We start from the raw sequence: 20,002 nt of genomic DNA, 5'->3' as shown, positions 1-20,002 counted from the left end.
GCTCCGCACAACAGATTACTTCATAGGTCAACACTTGGTTAATTTTTTTCATCCGATTACTTTTTTGAATAATTCTGCTAATCCATATACACGGGTCACCTGATTCAGTTAATTACTCCGATCTCAAACTGTTCACAGGGTTCATCCTCGCTGCTCTTATGGCCTGATAACTTACTGTCAACAGCGTAATAACGACAGCTCCGATGGCGGAAACAAAAAATATCCACCAGGAAATTTCTGTTCGATAGTCATATTCTTTTATCCAATCCGATAAAAAGTAATAAGCAACGGGAATTGAGATGATACACGAGATGGCGACCAACACTACAAAATCCTTTGATAACATCTGCCAAAGTTGAAAGATTGAAGCGCCAACCACTTTTCGAATACCGATTTCCTTAGTACGTTGTTCCGCGATAAAGGAGGCCAATCCAAACAATCCAAGACAACTGATAAGGATAGCCAGTGTAGCGAACACTGAAGCCAACTCACCGATGCGTTCTTCTGCGGCAAACTTTAAATTATATTCCTGATCGGCAAACTTGTAGTCGAATGGAACGGAGGGAATTATTTTTTTGAAAACGGCTTCTATTGTTGGTATCGCGCTGACAGCACTCACTCCCGGATTAATCTTAATGTTGAGCCAATTCGTTGGGCCTCCTAAAAAAAACACTGTAGGCATGGGCTGTTCATAGGGCGAGATCATTACCATATCCTTGATAACGCCGATAATTTTGAAAGTCATCCCTTTTCGCCACCCAGGCTCCCATCGCACCTCCTCACCAATCGGGTTTTCAAGATTCATAAATTTCGCTGCAGCTTCGGTAATGACAAATGCCGCTGAATCACTGGAAAGCGTTCTTGAAAAATCTCTTCCGGCTATAAATTGCCAACCGACTGTACTTCCATATTCTGGTGCTACTGATAATGTTGCAAACTCAGTTTGAAGATTCGGGTCTTTCCCTTTCCAATTGAAACCACCGTTGCTTGACCATATGGCTGTTGTCGGACTCCCTGACTCCGCCACTTCTTCTACTACGCCAGTTTTAATTAACTCGTCTCGGAGAACATCCGTTTTTCCATAGAAATCGGACGAGGTCATCTGCATCATGATCAAGCCATCTCGAGAATACCCTACCGGTCTGTTTTTCGCGAATTGAATTTGTTGATACACGATCATCGTACCGATAACCAACGTTATGGATACCGTAAATTGAATAACCACTAAAACCTTTCTGGGAATGTAAGCAAAGCGACCAGCTCTGAAAACACCTTTCAGAACTTTAACAGGTTGAAATGATGACAAATAAAGTGCGGGATAACTTCCAGCCAAAACTCCTGTGACAAGGATAAAACAAAAACTGATGATCCAAAAAAATGGGCTCATCCAAAGCATGGTCATTTGTTTACCTGCTAATTCATTGAACCACGGCAACGTTAGACTTACTGTGCAGATGGATATGATAAAGGCCAATGACACCACCATAAAAGATTCTGTAAAAAATTGATTTACCAGCTGGCGACGAACAGAACCCATAACTTTTCGGATGCCTACTTCCTTGGCACGTTTTTCCGAACGCGCCGTGCTCAAATTCATAAAGTTGATGCAAGCCAGCAGCAAGACGAAGGTGCCGATAATCCCAAACAACCAAACAAACTGAATAAGCCCACCTGTCGCCACTCCATTTGTAAATTCTGATTCAAGATGCCATTTACGCATCGGGTGAAGAAAAAGCTGCGGATTAGCATCGACGTAAGCCTTGTCATCTTTGACGTTGTTTAAAATGGCGTCTTTTATATTTGCAGATATCGTTTCAAAATTGATGGCCGGTTGAATCTCCACATATATATCAAGAAAATTATTCTTAAATCCTTGGCTTAACATCCATTGGTTATGCGTAACAAATAGTTCCCAGGGCGCTAAAAAATCCGCGTCCCGAAAATGGGTGTTGTGTGGCAAATCTTCATATACACCAGTGACTTTAACGTCCATTGCATTGTCGATCTTGATCATCTTCTCCATAGGATCGTCGTCACCAAAAAGGATGTTTGCCAGGGAAGCAGAAAGCAGAATGGAGTGTGGGTCTTTCAGACCTTTCCAGGATCCTTTTAACATTTTCAAGGTTAACATTTCTGGCGCACCTGATTCTATAAATTGGCCGGTATGGGAGAGTTTTTTGTCAACAGTGCTAAGAATATGTGTTCCTACGGGCCAAGCCATGACAATATGTTTGAAGTTACTTCCATACTTTGTTTTTAGTTCGTCTCCCAGCGCGTATGGCAAATAGGTTGTAGATATTGTGTTGCCGTTCAATGTTCCATTACGAATCACGCGACCAATCCGATTATAGTTCTCGTGGTATTTATCGTACGACAATTCATCATAAATCCAAAATCCAATAAGCATGGCGACTGTCATACCAACTGCAAGCCCACCGATGTTGATGACCGAATGGCTTTTAGTCCTCACGAGGTTTCTCCATCCGATTTTGAAATAGCTTTGATACATAGCGAAATGATTTGAATAAGTCGGTTTTGATTTTCGAATAGCAAAAGGGCGCAGGTAGTGAAAGACCTGGTACCAATAATTAATGCGAGCTCGAAACAAAGATTTTGTTTGTAACGTGCAGTAAAACTTTTCTTCGAGATCTCCATTGACTTCTTCGGCAAGATTGTCGCGAAGAAACCTGAGAAGAAGTTTCCTAGGGAGTGCGGGCGGTATGGTTTTATTCTTTTTCAATTTGTCTGAATCGGAATGGTCAGAATTTAAGGACGCTTTGCGATTTCATGATTAGCAACGATATGATTATGCTTCCTACATAGTCGCTTTACCTCAAGGCTTGGCACTCCAAACTTTATTTTAATCCTTTTCTAATTTTTTAAACCTGGACTGCCTGGAACGCGATCCCTGGTGTATTATGAGCCCTCATGTCACAACCGGTTACTTTATAGGTCAACTCTTCACTAATTTTTTTCATCCAATTATTTTTTATAACCCATCCTATTAATTTTTTTTTCGACCATCCTGATTCACAAATTACTCGGATTTTAAACTCTTGACCGGATTCATCATCGCGGCTTTGATCGTCTGGAAACTCACAGTCAATAATGTAATTATCACGGCGCAAAGGCAGACAATACCAAATATCCAACACGAAATTTCTGTGCGGTAAGCATAATTCTCCAGCCATTTTGAGAGGGAATAATAAGCAATGGGACTCGCGACAAGGCAGGAGAGTAAAACCAAAAGGATAAAATCTTTTGATAACATCTGCCAGAGATCTATAACAGTTGCTCCTACAACTTTACGGATACCAATTTCCTTGGTTCGTTGTTCTGCTACGAAAGAAGCGAGTCCAAATAATCCCAGGCAACTGATCAATACGGCGAGCGTTCCAAACGTTGAAGCTAATTTTCCAATGCGTTCTTCCTTTGCAAATTTCAGTGCATATTGCTGATCGGCAAACTGATATTCAAACGGTGCAGACGGAATAAGTTTTCGAAAAACCTTTTCCATTTGCTCTAACGCAGTTTTTGTATCCACGCCTGGAGCAATTTTTATGTTGATGTACGAATGTTGTCGATTGAGGAGAAAGATGGTCGGTAGTGTAGCTTCGTATGGAGATTTCATGACCATGTCCTTGACAACACCAATTATTTTGTAGTCCTTATCAACATTCCACCATCTGTTTTTCCAATGAATAATTTCCCCTACCGGGTGTTCAAGGCCCATGTCTTTTGCTGCTGTTTCATTGATAACTATCCCGCTGGAGTCTGAAACAAATTCTTGTGAAAAATCCCGGCCCTCAACAAATTGCCAACCCACGGTTTTGCCATATTCAGTACTGACGCCTAACGTACCAAACTGGTGTTTCAGGTTGGGATCCTTGCCTGCCCATTCAAATCCATCATTGTTCGACCAGACATTTGTAACCGGCCCGCCGGATTCTGAAATTTCTTCGACCACTCCAGTTTTCTTAAGCTCATTTCTCAGTTCATCTGTTTTACCGTAAAAGTCGTTGGATTTTTTTTGAACCATAATCAAACCCACTTGCGTGTAACCTACCGGTCGATTTTTGGCGAATACAATCTGATTATAAACGATGATGGTGCTGATGATCAACGTGACGGATACCGTAAATTGTGCAACCACCAAAACTTTTCGAAGAATAGATGCCGAACGCCCTGTGCGGTAAGTGCCTTTTAAAACTTTAATCGGATTAAAAGACGACAAGTATAAGGCTGGATAACTTCCGGCCACTAATCCTGTAATCAAGATAAAACCAAGACTACAACCCCAGAACCAATGGTAGGTCCAAGGCATGATCAATTCCTTATCAGCTAAGCTATTGAACCAGGGTAATGCAATAAATGAAAAAGTGACCGCCAAGATAAAAGCGAAGATCACAACCAGGTACGATTCGGAAAAAAACTGACTTACCAATTGTTTCCTAAAGGAACCCATTGCCTTACGAATACCAACTTCCCTTGCACGCTTTTCCGATCGAGCTGTGCTCAAGTTCATAAAGTTAATACATGCCAACAGCAGCACAAAACAGCCGATGGTGGCCACTAGAATTACAAATCTAACGGGGCCGCTATCTGGAATTCCGTAATTAGGAAAATGACTGAAATCCGCACGGAGATGCCAGTCGGACATGGGGAGCAATTGAATACGCGGACGCTGTGCTATGAGCTCACTCAAATTTTCCATTTTATCAATGACTTTCATTTCGGCTTCGACAATCATTTTTGAAACAGATTCAAATGAAGTGTTCGGGGCGATTTCACAATAGATATAAAGAAAATGATTGTCCCAGGGCTGGTCTTTGATCCATGCATTGTGCAAAAGCGCAAGCTCCCAGGGAGCAAAAAATTTAACATCATGAAATTTTGTGTTGTGTGGTAAATCCCTATAAACACCCGTAACTTTCACGTCCATTTCTGTATTGATCTTGAGAACTTTCCCAGTAGGATCTGCATCACCGTACAATGCTTTGGCCGCAGAAGCTGACAACAAAATAGAATGAGGATCTTGCAGACAATTCCAGTTTCCCCTCAACATTTCTAGGGAAAGCATTTCGGGAAGACCAGCGCCCAAGAACTGGCCAGTTCGCGATATTTTAGTTTCCCCTGAGGATAAAATATATTCGCGAGGTTGAAGTGCCTCAACGATGTGTTTGAAGTTTGCAGCGTAACTTGTTTTAAGTACATCGATCAGCGGATAAGGGAGCGATAACCCGCCGGAAAAAAGGGTTCCTTCACGAGTTCCACCTTTCATTACCTGAGCGATACGATCATAATTCTTATGATATTTATTAAACGATAACTCATGATAAACCCAGAGCCCAATCAAAATAGCTATAGTCATACCAACAGCAAGGCCACCGATGTTGATAACAGAATACCCTTTATTTTTCAGTAGGTTTCTCCATCCGATTTTGAAATAGCTTTGATACATAGCGAAATGATTTGAATAAGTCGGTTTGGATTTTCGAATAGCAAAAGGGCGCAGGTAGTGAAAGACCTGATACCAATAATTGAGTTGCGCCTTAAACTGAGACCTACGTGTAGCCGTCAGATAAAATTTTTCCTCCAAGTCTCCCAGCACCTCATCCGAGAGATCATCTCGTAAAAAAGTTCGTAGCAGGCGCTGCGCTAGTCTTGGCGGATGTATTTTATTCCTGGCCATTGGTTACATCTCATAGTTTAATTTACCAGCAAAGGCTGGATACTGCCCCCACAATGCCATTTTGAAATCTCTTGATTCTTTTAACACGCGTTTACCAAGCGCAGTAATTGTGAAAATCCTTTTTCTCCTTCCTCCCCTTTCGGGAGTTGAACTTCCCATCTCCGACTTTAGAAAGCCTTTGTTCTCCAAGCGGTCAAGCGTTGAATGCGTTGCGCCGATAGAAACAGCGCGGCCTGTTTGTGATTCAAATTCTTCTGCGATTCTAAACGCGTAGGCTTGTTCTCCCAGAATACCTACGAGTAATAATATCACTTCTTCAAATTCTCCTAATCGAGTTTCTTTCATTGTTCAAGTGTTGAGTGTGAGGTCCGAAAAATTTCGTCCTGAAATACGATCTTTATATGATACTAAATTGTAGAGGAAATATGCACAATTCATTTCATTTGTTCTACTTTTTAGTAAGAAATACCGTGAGTTATTTGGATGGTTACAAATTCTGAAACAAAATCTTAATAATTGCTAACGAAGATTATCCACGACTTTTGTTGAAACCCAGTAGATGTCGCCGTCCCGCGAGAAGAATAAATATTTATTGTCGCTAGTTACAAAAGGACAAAACTCATAACCGCTTGTGTTTATTGACGCTCCCATATTCTTAGCGGGTTGCCACGCTCCTTTGTCATCCTTAAAACTAATGTACAAATCACCTTTCCCCTTGCCACCTGGTCTTTCCGAACAGTAAATAATATATTTTTCGTTTGGTGAAATGAAAACGTCAGCCTCATAATATTCCGTATTGATGGCTTCATTTAATGGATTAGAGGATAGAAATTTCCCCCCCTTAAATTCAGAAGTTCGTATGTTGTAATTTTTATCATTTTCCATCGTCGTTCCTCCATTCGACGAGAAGTACATCGTGCCGTTTTTGGCAAACGAGATGTAATATTCGTTTTTGTCTGTGTTTATCGCTTTACCGGCATTAATAGGGTCAGACCAGCCCGTGTTGGTTCGCTCGATGTACCAGATATCAATATCCTTTTTATCTCCTTTGCCATCCAGCGCTCTGTCAGAAATAAAAAACAGTTTTTTTCCATCCGGCGACAAAAACGGATCGTTATAGCCGTACCTCTCGTGGCTTAATAACTTTTTTGACTTTGTCCATACATTGTTCTCATACTTAATATAATGTATCTCAGGTTTTTTGTTTATCTCTATCGCATAAAAGAATTCCACACCATCGCTAGAAAAGGTTGATCCAAATTCATAACGATTTTCATCCGATACAATTCCCTTCGCAAAGATTGCGGGTGTGACGCCTGGTTGTTCTTCACCTAGATACCGATGACGTTCTCTTTTACCCTCTTGGGCAAACGCAGAGAGCTGAGTAAAGATTAAAAAACTAAACAAATAAAATCTCGACATCTATATTAAGTCCATAATCATTGACCAATAATCTATAACGTACAGCCTAGCTTTCAAAACTAATCATGTCCTTTTTATTTCCATAGATCCACGTCAGCTATATGCCAACAGCTCCTTGCAAAAAATTTCTTTTACGCCCTTTCATCCAGAAGGCAGCATACCAATATCGGGCCATCACACGTAGACGCCAATTGACATTCCTCCAAAACCAAGACAGCAAAAGCCAAGAATGGAGATCTTGAGTCTGAAAAGTCCTCAAAAAATACCATAAGCACATTTTAGTTGTCTCTTAAAAATATCAACTTCCGTCTTAATATTTTACAGCATTGTCCGTTCTCGAACAGACATATACCAGTTTCGTACTATTCTGAATTATCTTTAGTTGGATTGAAATACGTCCTCATTCTGCAGTCACACATCATGATTTTTTTGTTCTTGAAATAAATAAATTGATGTTGAAATATTGAAGTTTTTGGTCATGGTATTACCGGTTGCCTGCTTTCTTTAAGCTCAAGCTAACATTCTTCCGGTTAAAGGCGCACGATCATCTGGTTTGTTCTCTGCTGCTGCCATGCTGTGCAGAAATACAATCGTGACATTATTGTTTTCGAATGAACAGGTCAGGCTATCATGATGGGTGGTTTCGATGGTTCTCCAATTCAGGAGTAAAGTATTACTATCCTTCCATGTTGCACTGGCGGCGACTACCGAGTCAAAGTCAATTCGAAGTTTAGAGAATAATGATGATTCATCCGGCTTTTTATTGTCGCCTGTATACCATCCGTTAATTCCACACGTGATAGGAAGATCCTTTTTGCCATCTTGTTTGATGTTAAAAATACATTTGTCACTCTTGAAATGAAAAGAAACGGATTTCACCTTATGATCATTCTCATCCAACACAAATTCCTTCCCTGAGATTGTTGCGGCCAGCGGGGAGGTAGCATTGAATTTCGGCGGATAATAGGCAAGCGTTTTTAATTCTTGCTGAAGTTTTTCGTGCTCGGGAGTGTTTGCGGGGAGTGCAGCATCTTTCATTTCAGGGAGCAAATTATCCCACACCAACTGCATGGTTACTTGCTTACCATAACTCTCACTCGTAATAACGACAACAGCATCTTTCTCTGGAAATATCATGCTGTATTGTCCAAACGCTCCGTCTGCCCTATAGCCGCCAGGAGGATTGAGCCAGAATTGATAACCATATCCATATCCCCAACTGCTATCATTATTGCCGGAGCTGATTTGCTTGCTTGATGCGGCTTCTATCCATTCCTCGTTAAGGATTTGCTTTCCGTTCCATTGTCCGTTTTGCAAGTACAATTGACCAAACTTTGCCAGGTCTTCCGTCTTAAGACGCAGGTGTGATGCGCCAATATTAATACCTTCTGCGTTGGCTGTCCAAGAGGAGCCGGTTATTCCCAAAGGTTCAAAAAGTCTAGGCTTAAGATAATCATGTGCAGATTGTCCTGTTACTTTTTTTACAATGGCACTCAGCATATAGCTGGCGCCTGAGTTGTAAAAAAATTTTGTACCTGGTTCAAAGTCGATGGGTAGACTAAAAAATGTTTTTGCCCACGTGCCTTCGTTAGTTACTTCTATGGTACGAATAGAATCTTTGGCCATCCCCACAGACATGCTTAGCAAGTGCTTCACTTTTAGCGCTGCTAAGTTGGGACTTATTTCGCTGGGAAGATCGTCTGGAAAGAATTTAGTCACCGGATCCTCCACCGAAAGGCGACCCTCGCCAACAGCAAGTCCGATCGCTGTTGAAGTAAAACTCTTGCTTAAGGAATATAATTGCTGTTTTAACTTTGGTGAGTATGGAGACCACCATCCCTCTGCAATAACATGTCCATGCCGGACGATCATCAAACTATGAAACTCTTGCTTGCTGTCGGCAACTGCCTCAAGGAATTTGCGCAAGGCCGCGGAGGAAACGCCTTGAGCCTCAGGCGTACTTCTCGGCAAAGCGTTAGTGACTTTATCGTAGTTGTGTTGACTAAAAGAAGGAAACGAATTTAGAAATCCAAGGCCGAGGGCACCAGCCCCTGCTTGTTTAATAAAGACTCTTCGATTGGACATTTGAAAGATTTGGTTTGAGGATTCAACGTTGGATTTCAAATATAATGTTACCATTAATTTTATGATTTCTCAATGGGAAATTCTTCGACGGGCTGTGCTCGAATAAGATCATTTATGTGCATGCATACATGTGTATGGGTCATGACAAAAATCAATATAGTTTTTTACATTTAACTATTCTAACAAGTAAATCCAAATATCATGACGGCAGGGAAATTTTTATCGCAAAAAAGTGTTGATCGGATTGCAATCTTAACAACTATACTTTGCTTTCTCGTCTTCTCAATTCCAGTATCGGCACAAAAACGAAACAAAAAAAAATCCACGGAGAAAGTTAAAGAAGCCGTTGTCCTTGTTGAGGATGAAGTTAGCCGTTATCGAATTGTTGTTCCTTCAAGTGCTACGGTGCACGAGCTTAAGGCTTCAACGGTGCTTCAAGATTATCTACTCCAAATTTCAGGCACAGCAATACCGATCGTTTCTTCAGACAAACACCGTAGCCGGTATGAAATATTACTAGGACAAAATGAACGGTTAGATGAATTAAAAATCGATCTGAATCTGAACACGTTGAAAGATGATGGCTTTTTAATTAAAACCGACAGCATGCGCTTGGTCATTGCAGGCGGAAATGAGAAAGGAACATTGTATGGTGTATATACTTTTTTAGAAAAATACCTGGGGTGCAGAATGTATAGCCCTAACGTAAAAATCATACCCAAACAAAAACGGATTGCCATTGGCACTATCCACGACTTACAAGTGCCTGCGATAACCTTTCGTGACACTCATTATCGGGTAACATGGGATGCAGAATACACCGACTGGCATAAACTTGATCATAACGAAAATGGGGAACGCCCCGACTGGGGCATGTGGGTTCATACTTTTAACGAACTGGTCTCTCCCGAAATATACTTCCAGGCTCATCCGGAATATTATTCAATGGTAAATGGTGAGAGAATCCCCACACAGTTATGTTTAACCAATCCTGATGTGTTACAAATCACCATCCAAAACCTGCGTCGAAAAATTGCACAAAACCCCAGTGCTACGTACTGGTCAGTGAGTCAGAACGACAATAAAAATTTCTGCACGTGCGATAACTGCAAAGCCATCGACGATCGTGAAGGATCACCTTCCGGTTCTATTATCAACTTTGTGAATCAAGTTGCAGACCAGTTTCCCAACAAAATGATTTCAACACTCGCCTACGAGTATGGTCGCAAAGCACCAAAAACATTAGTGCCTCGGGAAAATGTAAACATCATGCTTTGCAGTATCGAGGCGTATCGCCATAAGCCTATTGACCAGGATCCGGAAAGTGCCGATTTTGTTCGGGATGTAGAAGACTGGGGAAAAATTTCTAAAGACATTATTGTTTGGGATTATGTAATTCAATTTAATAACCTGATCAGTCCTTTTCCTAACCTTCATGTTTTACAACCCAACATCGCATTCTTCGCCAAGCATGGTGTCAACGCGATGTTCGAACAAGGTAACCGGGAAGTTGGCGGTGAGTTTGCTGCACTCCGTGCCTATATGATTTCGAAGTTTCTGTGGAATCCAAATGAAAATGCAGAAGCTGTGATGAACGATTTCTTAAATGGCTACTATTCCGTGGCGGGACCGGTGATCGGAAAATATATAAATGAAATGCGTGAGTCATTGATTAGTGCTGAAAAGCCATTGAGAATTTTTGGAACACCAAATGAAGCAGCGAACAGCTATCTAACGCCAACGTTGATTGAACGGTACGGAAAGATATTTGATGAAGCTGAAGCAATGGTCGCAGACAGTGCCATTCTTTTAGAACGTGTCAAAATCGCACGACAGCCCCTTGAGTTCGCGATTATGGAACAAGCAAAGAAAAATTTTTTCGGACCGCTTGGTGTGTTTGAAAAAGTGAATGGTCGATGGGAGATAAAAACAGCATTGCGGGCTAAAATTGATCCGTTCACAGATTTGTGTATTCGGGAAGGTGTTACACAAGTAAAAGAGTGGAGTACGTCGCCGGAGGAATATCGTTCGGCTATGTACCGGTTATTTTCGCAGGGTATGAACGAGCATCTGGCCTTTGGGAAAAAGGTTAAATTCGTCAGCCCGTCGGTTACCAATATCCCCGTGGATGCGAATGTTATGATGTTAACGGACGGCAAACGAGGAAGTCATGACTATGATTACAACTGGTTTTCCTTTCCCGGCGAAAATCTTGAAGTTATTATTGATCTTGAGTCAAGTCAAACGGTAAAGAGAATCGAATCCGCATATTATCAATATGCTTTCTGGCTACGCGTGCTTCCAAAAAAGGTAGAATATTTTGTTTCGCAAGACGGTCAGACTTTCGAGTTGGTAGCCGCCGTCAACAACACATTACCAATTGATCAATATGGCGGGCAACAACGTGATTTCATCGCACAGTTTGAACCACGTAATGCGCGTTACATAAAAGTTAAAGCACACACCATTGGAAATACGCCGGGCTGGCATCCCGGAGCAGGTAGACCTGCCCGGATGTTGGTGGACGAAATCGTGGTTGAATAGCATCCGTTTGCCACGATCAAATTAATGGCGGCACGAATTTAGCATAGCGGCAATCCGTGTGAATGTCCTGCCAGACTAATTACTCGTTTCGTAATTTGTCAGCTGGCTTAGCCAACGCGGTCTTCAGCGATTGCGTACTCACGGTGAGAAATGCAATAGATAGGATGAACAACCCAGGAACCACCAACATCCACCAGGAAACGGTGATGTGGTATGAAAATTTCTGCAGCCACTGATCAATTAAAAAATAGGCTATCGGTGCAGCCGCGATAAACGCAACAACGGTTAGCCTAAAGTATTCTCTTGCGAGCATGCCCAGTAAATTCGCAACTGTTGCTCCAAGTACTTTTCTAAGTGCAATTTCTTTTGTCCTGATTTTTATCGTATATAAACTTAATCCCGAAAGGCCCAGGCAGGAAATAAAAACGGCCAACATGGTAAAAATTCCAAAGATTTTCCCGAACCGTGTGTGCTCAACATACTGAGCGTTGAAGTATTCGTCTAAAAAGTAAAACTCAAAGGGATTGTTGGGATAATTTTTTTCAAACGCTTCTTTGACAAGGCCAATCGCGCGTTGTGCATTTTCCGGATTAGTTTTAATAAGATAGTAACCTTTTCCTTTGGTATATTGATAAATTGTTGGATAGACAGGTTGATCGAGTGAACGATTGTGATGATCCTTCACCACACCTTGTATCCGTCCTACAACATTTGTATTCTGATAAATAACTTTTCCAACAGCTTCTTCGGAAGAATTAAAACCAAACGCCTTTTGGGCCGCTTCGTTTATAATGATCTCTGTATTCTTGTCGTTTGTCAATTGGTCGCTTACAAATCCTTTACCCGCCAGTACCCTGATCGATAAAAAGTCAAAATAATTTTTATCTATATAATAAGAATAAACTTGCTGGCTGGCCTCCAGGGGTGCATTCTCAATAAGAAAACCGCCACCAACATTTCCTGCATTTTCTCCGGGGATGGATGATGTATACGTAATGGCAGAAAATGACTGCGGATAATTAGACAGTTGCGTACGCAGGCCATCACCGCTGTCGCGAAAATCATTGGGTACCGGTACCACTAAGGTCTGATCCAATTGCATTCCCAAGTCCCTATTCTTCATGAAGGAAATTTGCCTGTACATGGCAATTGTAGCAGCCATGAGAATAATAGAAAACGAGAACTGTAGGAACACCAACCCGATACGCATGGTATATACGCCGCCTGGCAGCAATGCTTTTCCTTTCAGCGCTTGAATAGGTTTAAACGAAGAGGCGATAACGGCTGGGTAGAAACCATAAATAATCGAACCAACGATAATCGATCCGAGTAACGTAACCCAAAACAATGAATCTGTTAACAGCGTGAATGCTGAACCCATAGCTGTGAGAGCGCTGAACAACGGGAAGGCCATCTGAGCAATTAATATGGCAAAGAGCAAGGCAATTACATTCACTAACAACGACTCTATCAGAAATTGTTTGATCAGATTGCCGCGTCCGGAACCATTCACCATTCGCACAGCGATTTCGGCAGACCGATTGATAGACATCGACGTCGTTAAATTAACGTAGTTCAACCACGCCATAAACAATATTAACGCAGCTACAACTGTCAAAGCCATCACACTTTTTGCATTTCCGTTTTGTTCGAACTCAAATCTTAGATGCGAGTTCAAATGAATTTCGGATAGCGGTTGAAAAATATACTCACGTTTCACATCACCTTGGGGATGGAGCTGTGCGGTTATGTTTGTCATCTTTCTTTGAAGCGATTGCACATCAGCATTTTCTTCCAGCAAAACGTAGGTGGGACGGTTGTTACAGGAGACGCAATAGTTAGGGTCATTTAAATCTGTAACAAATGAAAGCACCATGTCAAATTTAAAATGTGAATTAGCCGGAACATCAGCAGCGACAGCTTCAACAACATAGGGGATCTTTCCTTGAAGAACGGTTTTGCCAATGGGATCTTCTTTTCCAAACAGCACTTTAGCGCTCGATGTAGTTAATACAAGGGTGTTAGGCTTAGTGAGTAATTTCTTATTTGCACCTGTTATTATAGAAAAATCAAAAAGTTTAAAAAATGTCGAATCAGCACTTAATACGTTTGTAAACTTTACCGAATTATTGTTCACCGTAAAGACGCGCGTGCTTTTATAAAAACGGGCAAATTCTTTAACGTCTGGAAAAGTTTCTTTCAACAAAGGACCAAGAGCGGTAACACAACCGGCGCTCTCATCCGTATGCGTCGGATAATGTCGCACATTAACTAACCGATAGATATTTTTATACTTCGTATGAAAAGTATCAAAGCTCTTTTCAAAAACGATGTATTGGCCTATCAAAATACAGGCAGCCATACCGATAGCAAGTCCCGAGATGTTGATGATAGAAAAAAATCTATTTCGCAAAAGATTACGGTAGGCGGTAATAAGATAATTTCTGAGCATAAGGTCTTTCGTTCTGATGGTCCCGAAGTCAATTACAATGCCACTTAAAATCCGCACCAAAACTTGGAAAAAACATATCCCCGCGTAATCTTTAGTCATTAATGAACATATGATTGTACGGTGGCGATCACGTGTCAGACAAACATTATATTTTCATCTTATCTCATTTGTTATGCAGGAACACCTTACCGAAAGAGAAATACAACAATTCATTGAAGATGGTTATGTAAAGATCGAGGATGCTTTTCCGAAATCTGTAGCAGAAGAAGCCCTTCGGATTTTATGGAAGGACACAGGATGTGATCCCAACGATCCGTCTACTTGGAAACAACCCGTTATTCGTCTGGGCGGATATTCTCAAGAACCATTTCGTATTGCGGCCAACACGCCGATCCTTCATGCCGCAGCCAATCAGCTTGTTGGGAAGGACAGATGGATTCCTCAAGGCGGCTTAGGCACTTTTCCAGTTAGGTTTCCGAGTGCATCAGATCCAGGTGATACCGGATGGCACGCTGACGCAGGATTTTATGGTGAGGATGGATCCTACCGGATAAACGTCAACTCCAAAGGAAGAGCGCTATTAATGCTATTCTTATTTTCGGATATTGCCCTCGATGATGCGCCAACCAGAATTCTGGTGGGATCGCATTTGGATGTTCCCCGCTTGCTCGAACCTGCCGGAGAAAATGGTCTAACATTTATTGAGGTCGCACAAAAACTTACCACCACACTTGAAAGGAGTGTAGTTTACGCCACAGGCAAAGCTGGCACTGTATATATATGTCATCCGTTTCTGATCCACGGCGCGCAGCCAAACCGTGGTAAGACAGCCCGATTCCTCGCGCAACCTCCCCTCCTCCCAAAATCAGAAGACTCAATCCGGATACATCGACCGGACAAAGACTATTCACCTGTGGAATTGGCTATCAGGATGGGACTCAAAATTTAGTGACAGAAATAGAAAAAAAAGACAGAAGCGAAAAATTTCTTAAATAAGAAAATTGGATAAGCTTTATGCTAAACCAACATCTTTGTTTTAGGATTTGCAGTCTCGCCTCTGCGATAAACTTCATTCCATCATATCATAAACTAAACTTCCTAACACCTTAATACCCTTTGTAATCTCATTCTTTGAAGGATTTGAAAAGTTCATGCGAAGGGAGGTGGTTCCTTGTTTCGGGTCAATAAAAAAATGTTGACCCGGTACAAAGATCACATTTTGTTCAATCGCCGTTTTCAATAACGCGTTTGCCTGAATATGGTCAGGCAAAGTTACCCATATAAACATTCCGCCCTTTGGTTTTATCCAAGTTACTTGCGGAGGAAAATATTGCATCATCTCAGCGATCATGAAATTAGCCTGTTCTTTATAAAAAATACGGATTGCGTCAAGATGATCTTCTAACGCATTGTCAATTAAGAATTGGTAAATAATGCGTTGGGTAAGGTTGTTGGAATGCAAGTCCGACGCTTGTTTTGCAATTGACATCCTCTTAATTATATCTTTCGGTCCAGCGGCCCATCCCATGCGCATCCCTGGCGAAATTATTTTAGAAAATGATCCCAACGAAATTGTCCTTTCAGGTAGAAGGTTAAAAAAATCTGGTAGGTCATTTTTTTCGAAATAAATTTCTCCGTACGGATTATCCTCCAGCCATATCGTATCATTATTATATTCTGTAGCAGCCATGGCTTGACGATGTGACAAGTCGTAGGTATTTCCAGTTGGATTTTGAAAATTTGGAATGCAATAAAAAAGCGGTGGTTTTAAGGTCTTCATAGCTTTGTTAAACTCGTTCACATCGGGGCCACCTTCATAAATTTTAAGATGATGAAATTCAGGTTGGTAAGCAGACATCGCTTGGATAGCACCAAGATAGGATGGCCCTTCCAGCAAAGCATTGCTTCCGGGATTCAAAAACAATTTTCCCATTAAGTCGAGTCCCTGTTGAGAACCGCTTAACACGAGAATTTCCTCAGCTGCGAGTCTCCGTCCAGCTTTGGCTGATTGCCATTGTGCAATGTAATCCCTCAACGGCAGATAGCCTTCCGTTACCCAATACTGCAAGGCTGATGTTCCCTGCTTGCTGAATACCCTTTCCGCTGCCGCTGCTATCCTATCCACCGGGAAAAATTTTGGGTTTGGCAGGCCTCCAGCAAATGAAATCACTTCAGGGTTAGAGGATACCTTAAGAATTTCTCGGATGAATGACTCAGGCATGTTTTGCATCCTTTCGGAAAATGGTCGTGATTGGGTAATTGTCATATAGTTTAGTTTTTAAATAATTGCATGGGTTTATCCCGGTGGCCAATAAAAAAGCCCGGCTTTTGACCGGGCTTCTTTACTTATATTTATTTTATAAAAACACAAGTTATCCGGTCGTGGGAGATTTACCTGCCACTGCGACGACTGCGATAATTGCTAATAGGAATAACGTAGTATTCATTCTCATTGATTTTGGTTCGCAAAAAGCTGAAGCGAAGGGACGCAATCAACTTTCACGATTAGCTTAATAGTTACTACAAACAAAAAACCCCGGCTTGAAGGCCAGGGTTTTGAATTTCTTTTCAACAAACGTCAGGCCTTCCAGGATGAATTTTTCACCACTGCCGCAACTGCGATATGAAGTACTGTGTTGTTCATACTGTAAAACTGAAAATAATTTCTGGAATAACCAAGGAGCCAGTTGGTTTCCAGAAAAACTTTTTAAAAATACCCGTCCCTCCTATCTGTTTCGCGAACGATAATACCGTGTAAATTCCGACTGCTTCATGATGCCGATAGGACCTTCGTACATCCCGCCCCGTTGCTCGGTATCTTTCACATATACTAATAGAATGTTTATTGCACCCCCAGTGAACAAGTCGGCTGGTATCGTGTAGACTCTCATCTTGTCGTGATAATTCGTAGATCCAAGCCATTTTCCATTGAAGTAGGTGTGATCAAAGTCATCAATTTTTCCCAACATTAGTACGAGGTCCTCTCCGTCCAATTCTTTGGGAATAACAAATTGCTTCTTGTACCAAGCTGTACCATTGAAATTTCCGTATCCCTGATGTTCCCATTCGCCCGGCACCGTTATCTTTGACCACTTACTGTCGACGGGTGGAGTGTGTTTATCAGATCCTAAAAACTCTTTGTTATCTATTTCTCTGTACATCGGCGCTTCAATCGTAAAATCCCAAAGACCTCTCAGATTCACCGCGAGGTTTCTGTCATTTTCGTTGATGTAAATGCCGATATCACCAGACACAATTCCTCCGGCTACTTCTGAGTCGAATACGCGTACCGCCAGTAAATTCTTTCCATTAAAGTTGATGTATTCTTTAGGCAAATAATAATTTCTGAAAGCATTATAAGCGGTATGAAATTTCGGTGGAAACACTCCTGAAAATCCAATCTTATGACCGTTGAGATAAACTTCATCGACATCGTCTATGTAACCGAGGAATAAATTATAGTTAACGTTTTTACCTTCCAGTTCGGTTCCATCAAATGCTTTTCTGTACCACGCATAACCGTTGTAACCATTGAATCCCTCATCTTCCCACGTCGAAGGCACGTCTATATTTTCCCAATCATCATCAGCATACTTAGGGTCAGCCCATTTTTTATTGTCGCCAATGCTAAACTTCCAATAACCTCTTAAATTTAACACGCGTTCCCAATCATCCTGCGCGTTGCTGGGGTGTATAGCCACAACAGAAAGCGCTCCAGTGATCAGCGAGAAAATCCAGCTTCGTTTCTTATTCACAAATCTCTTAATTAGTCGAACAAATAATAGGATACCCATTGGGGAAAGTCAAAATTCTCATCGCGATAACTCTTCCAAAATTGTTTATACTCTTTCCTGGGCAATATAGTTATGGGGCCTTCATAGATACCGCCACGTTGTTGCTGATCGTAAACACGAACCGCTATTACATTCTCCTTCCCGGGTTTCAAAATGTGATCCGGCACAGCATAATTTCTATACCGAGTGTATTCGTCGTTACTTGCCCACTTCTTCTCGATATTACCAGTTCCTCCAATAAGCGTACCGTTAATAAACACCTCGTCCATGTCATCAATTTTTCCGAGCAGTAACATCAAGTCATCTGTTTTAAAATCAGCAGGAAGCTTAAATTTTTTTCTATACCAGGCGAATCCATCATAGTTTTTAAAGCCCTGCTCATCCCAACCTCCAGGTACCATAATATTCTCCCATGAGGTATCATTAAAGTTTTGCTCAGACCACTCTGGATTGTCAAACAAATGAAATTTCCACTTACCAAAAAGGTTGAAGCTATTTTGAGAATAATTCTGATAATGATAAATCCCTACAGGTGAGCCCATAATTCCACCGACACCTCCTTCATCATATACCCTTACTGCAATTACATTCTTGCCACTCTTGTTCACGTGCTCTAAAGGAATTAAATAACGTCGGTGATAATTATAGGCACTAAAATAATCAGGAGGGAAACTACCTGTTGCACCAATAAGGTGACCGTTGAGATACACCTCATCCACATCGTCAATTTTTCCAAGTTCAAGGTAAAGTATGTCATTCGACAATGCTTCAATTTCAACCGTCTTTCTATACCAGGCATAGCCATTGTAGTTACGAAAACCTTCATCCTCCCAGCTATCTGGGACGTAAATTTTTTCCCAATCCGAATCATCATATTCAGGCTTAGCAAACTTCATGTTATCGCCCAGAATAAATTTCCAATGACCTTGCAAATTTGCACGCCTGTCTTTTTGCTGACATGATGCCTGAACATTGAATAAGAGTACATAGAATAAAATAACTGAAAGAGTCCGGATGATGGTCGATGTTCTCATAGCCATAACAAATGCTGATGGTAGTGGATAAATTAATTATGAATAAAAATACGGGCGGTCTGAAATAGAGATGTCACGGATGGGTAAAGAAATGTAAAAAGTTGTCACTAAGCGTAAAGATGATTCATTTTCAAGTTCTGAACTTCTGGCAAAGGATACTGTCGCTTCGCTCACGTTCACATAGAAAACGAAAATCCAAAGAAACCATTTTATTCGTATTTAGGTTAACACAACGATGAACAAAAGCATGGTATACAGGACAAACGTTGGAATGGTAGGATCCCATCGTTGCGGCACGCAGTTTTCTGCGACCCTTAGATTTATAGTTATTTTGTTTATTACAATAATTGGGAGTAATTCGATAGCGCAGCCAAAAAAAGAGCAATCAAAAAATATGACAAATTTAAAAGCGGTTAATCAAGCAATTGCAACATTCGGTTCGGGGTGTTTCTGGTGCACAGAAGCAATATTTCAAAATGTGGATGGTGTGGAGAAGGTTGTCTCCGGATATATGGGGGGCAATGTTAAGAATCCTACGTATAAAGAAGTCTGCAGCGGCTTAACAGGCCACGCAGAGGTAATTCAAGTTACCTACAATCCCCAGGAGGTGACCTACGATGAATTATTGGAGATTTTTTGGAAGACACACGACCCAACAACCCCCAATAAACAGGGAGCTGATGTCGGCACACAATATAGATCAGCAGTTTTTTATCACACGGATGAACAAAAACAATTGGCTGAAAAATATAAAAAAGAGCTGACGGAGGCCAAAGCGTTTGATCAACCTATTGTAACGGAGATAACCCCGGCTTCAGTATTTTATAAGGCGGAAGATTACCACCAGAACTACTATAACCTTAATGGTGAAGCGCCATACTGTGCGTATGTTATTCAGCCCAAGGTTGAAAAGTTTAAAAAGGTTTTTAAAGAAAAACTAAAAAATTAAAAATTTTTTTTTCGCACAATGTAACCCCAA

Annotated in this window: 12 protein-coding genes; 3 read left to right on the top strand and 9 right to left on the bottom strand. The window is 41.3% G+C overall.

Translation table 11 applies throughout. The features are described from left to right. Window positions 1–112: 112 nt before the first annotated feature. From P2W71_RS27650 to P2W71_RS27630, 5 genes are all read right to left on the bottom strand, one after another. A complete protein-coding gene (locus P2W71_RS27650) occupies window positions 113–2,740 on the bottom strand; it encodes an FtsX-like permease family protein (protein ID WP_276374779.1) in 2,628 nt (875 codons plus the stop codon). A 297-nt stretch (window positions 2,741–3,037) separates the two neighbouring features. Then, entirely contained in the window at window positions 3,038–5,692 is a 2,655-nt protein-coding gene (locus P2W71_RS27645; RefSeq protein WP_276374777.1) for an ABC transporter permease, read from the bottom strand. A gap of 3 nt (window positions 5,693–5,695) precedes the next feature. After that, the gene (locus P2W71_RS27640; RefSeq protein ID WP_276374774.1) at window positions 5,696–6,037 is read right to left on the bottom strand and encodes a helix-turn-helix transcriptional regulator; all 342 of its coding nucleotides are present in this window, start codon (window positions 6,035–6,037) and stop codon (window positions 5,696–5,698) included. Window positions 6,038–6,211: 174 nt separating this feature from the next. After that, entirely contained in the window at window positions 6,212–7,114 is a 903-nt protein-coding gene (locus P2W71_RS27635; RefSeq protein ID WP_276374773.1) for a hypothetical protein, read from the bottom strand. A gap of 510 nt (window positions 7,115–7,624) precedes the next feature. Then, window positions 7,625–9,199 (bottom strand): serine hydrolase, encoded by a 1,575-nt coding sequence (locus tag P2W71_RS27630; RefSeq protein ID WP_276374772.1) that lies wholly within the window; start codon window positions 9,197–9,199, stop codon window positions 7,625–7,627. A gap of 201 nt (window positions 9,200–9,400) precedes the next feature. Here P2W71_RS27630 and P2W71_RS27625 point away from each other — a divergent pair, with 201 nt between their 5' ends. Then, window positions 9,401–11,743 carry a DUF4838 domain-containing protein gene (locus P2W71_RS27625; protein WP_276374770.1) on the top strand — a complete coding sequence of 781 codons (2,343 nt, stop codon included), beginning with the start codon at window positions 9,401–9,403 and terminating at the stop codon, window positions 11,741–11,743. Window positions 11,744–11,822: 79 nt separating this feature from the next. On the opposite strand, the gene P2W71_RS27620 is transcribed toward P2W71_RS27625, so the two are convergent. Next, window positions 11,823–14,294, bottom strand: a complete 2,472-nt coding sequence (locus P2W71_RS27620) for an ABC transporter permease (RefSeq protein ID WP_276374768.1) — start codon at window positions 14,292–14,294, stop codon at window positions 11,823–11,825. Window positions 14,295–14,367: 73 nt separating this feature from the next. Between P2W71_RS27620 and P2W71_RS27615 the strand changes: the two genes are divergently transcribed. After that, the gene (locus tag P2W71_RS27615; protein WP_276374767.1) at window positions 14,368–15,144 is read left to right on the top strand and encodes a phytanoyl-CoA dioxygenase family protein; all 777 of its coding nucleotides are present in this window, start codon (window positions 14,368–14,370) and stop codon (window positions 15,142–15,144) included. 120 nt (window positions 15,145–15,264) lie between these two features. Here P2W71_RS27615 and P2W71_RS27610 read toward each other — a convergent pair whose 3' ends face one another. The 3 genes from P2W71_RS27610 to P2W71_RS27600 form a co-directional block, all read right to left on the bottom strand. Next, the gene (locus P2W71_RS27610; RefSeq protein ID WP_276374766.1) at window positions 15,265–16,461 is read right to left on the bottom strand and encodes a PLP-dependent aminotransferase family protein; all 1,197 of its coding nucleotides are present in this window, start codon (window positions 16,459–16,461) and stop codon (window positions 15,265–15,267) included. Window positions 16,462–16,921: 460 nt separating this feature from the next. Further along, on the bottom strand, window positions 16,922–17,950 hold the full coding sequence (locus P2W71_RS27605; RefSeq protein ID WP_276374765.1) for a beta galactosidase jelly roll domain-containing protein: 1,029 nt from the start codon (window positions 17,948–17,950) through the stop codon (window positions 16,922–16,924). Between the two features lie 11 nt (window positions 17,951–17,961). Beyond that, complete coding sequence (locus tag P2W71_RS27600) at window positions 17,962–19,023, bottom strand: beta galactosidase jelly roll domain-containing protein (protein ID WP_276374764.1); 1,062 nt, start codon at window positions 19,021–19,023, stop codon at window positions 17,962–17,964. A gap of 394 nt (window positions 19,024–19,417) precedes the next feature. Here P2W71_RS27600 and msrA point away from each other — a divergent pair, with 394 nt between their 5' ends. Then, window positions 19,418–19,972 carry a peptide-methionine (S)-S-oxide reductase MsrA gene (gene msrA, locus P2W71_RS27595; protein ID WP_276374763.1) on the top strand — a complete coding sequence of 185 codons (555 nt, stop codon included), beginning with the start codon at window positions 19,418–19,420 and terminating at the stop codon, window positions 19,970–19,972. Window positions 19,973–20,002 lie beyond the last annotated feature (30 nt).

It is taken from the genome of Chryseolinea sp. H1M3-3 (genome assembly GCF_029360725.1).
GTDB lineage: Bacteria > Bacteroidota > Bacteroidia > Cytophagales > Cyclobacteriaceae > Chryseolinea.
This window is presented reverse-complemented; position numbering and strand designations above follow the sequence as displayed.

What these genes read in the sequence shown, in the direction of transcription:
- P2W71_RS27645 (WP_276374777.1), bottom strand. Translation starts at nt 5,692, where the DNA reads ATGGCCAGGAATAAAATACATCCGCCAAGACTAGCGCAGCGCCTGCTA.
- P2W71_RS27640 (WP_276374774.1), bottom strand. Translation starts at nt 6,037, where the DNA reads ATGAAAGAAACTCGATTAGGAGAATTTGAAGAAGTGATATTATTACTC.
- P2W71_RS27635 (WP_276374773.1), bottom strand. Translation starts at nt 7,114, where the DNA reads ATGTCGAGATTTTATTTGTTTAGTTTTTTAATCTTTACTCAGCTCTCT.
- P2W71_RS27630 (WP_276374772.1), bottom strand. Translation starts at nt 9,199, where the DNA reads ATGTCCAATCGAAGAGTCTTTATTAAACAAGCAGGGGCTGGTGCCCTC.
- P2W71_RS27625 (WP_276374770.1), top strand. Translation starts at nt 9,401, where the DNA reads ATGACGGCAGGGAAATTTTTATCGCAAAAAAGTGTTGATCGGATTGCA.
- P2W71_RS27620 (WP_276374768.1), bottom strand. Translation starts at nt 14,294, where the DNA reads ATGACTAAAGATTACGCGGGGATATGTTTTTTCCAAGTTTTGGTGCGG.
- P2W71_RS27615 (WP_276374767.1), top strand. Translation starts at nt 14,368, where the DNA reads ATGCAGGAACACCTTACCGAAAGAGAAATACAACAATTCATTGAAGAT.
- P2W71_RS27610 (WP_276374766.1), bottom strand. Translation starts at nt 16,461, where the DNA reads ATGACAATTACCCAATCACGACCATTTTCCGAAAGGATGCAAAACATG.
- P2W71_RS27600 (WP_276374764.1), bottom strand. Translation starts at nt 19,023, where the DNA reads ATGAGAACATCGACCATCATCCGGACTCTTTCAGTTATTTTATTCTAT.
- msrA (WP_276374763.1), top strand. Translation starts at nt 19,418, where the DNA reads ATGACAAATTTAAAAGCGGTTAATCAAGCAATTGCAACATTCGGTTCG.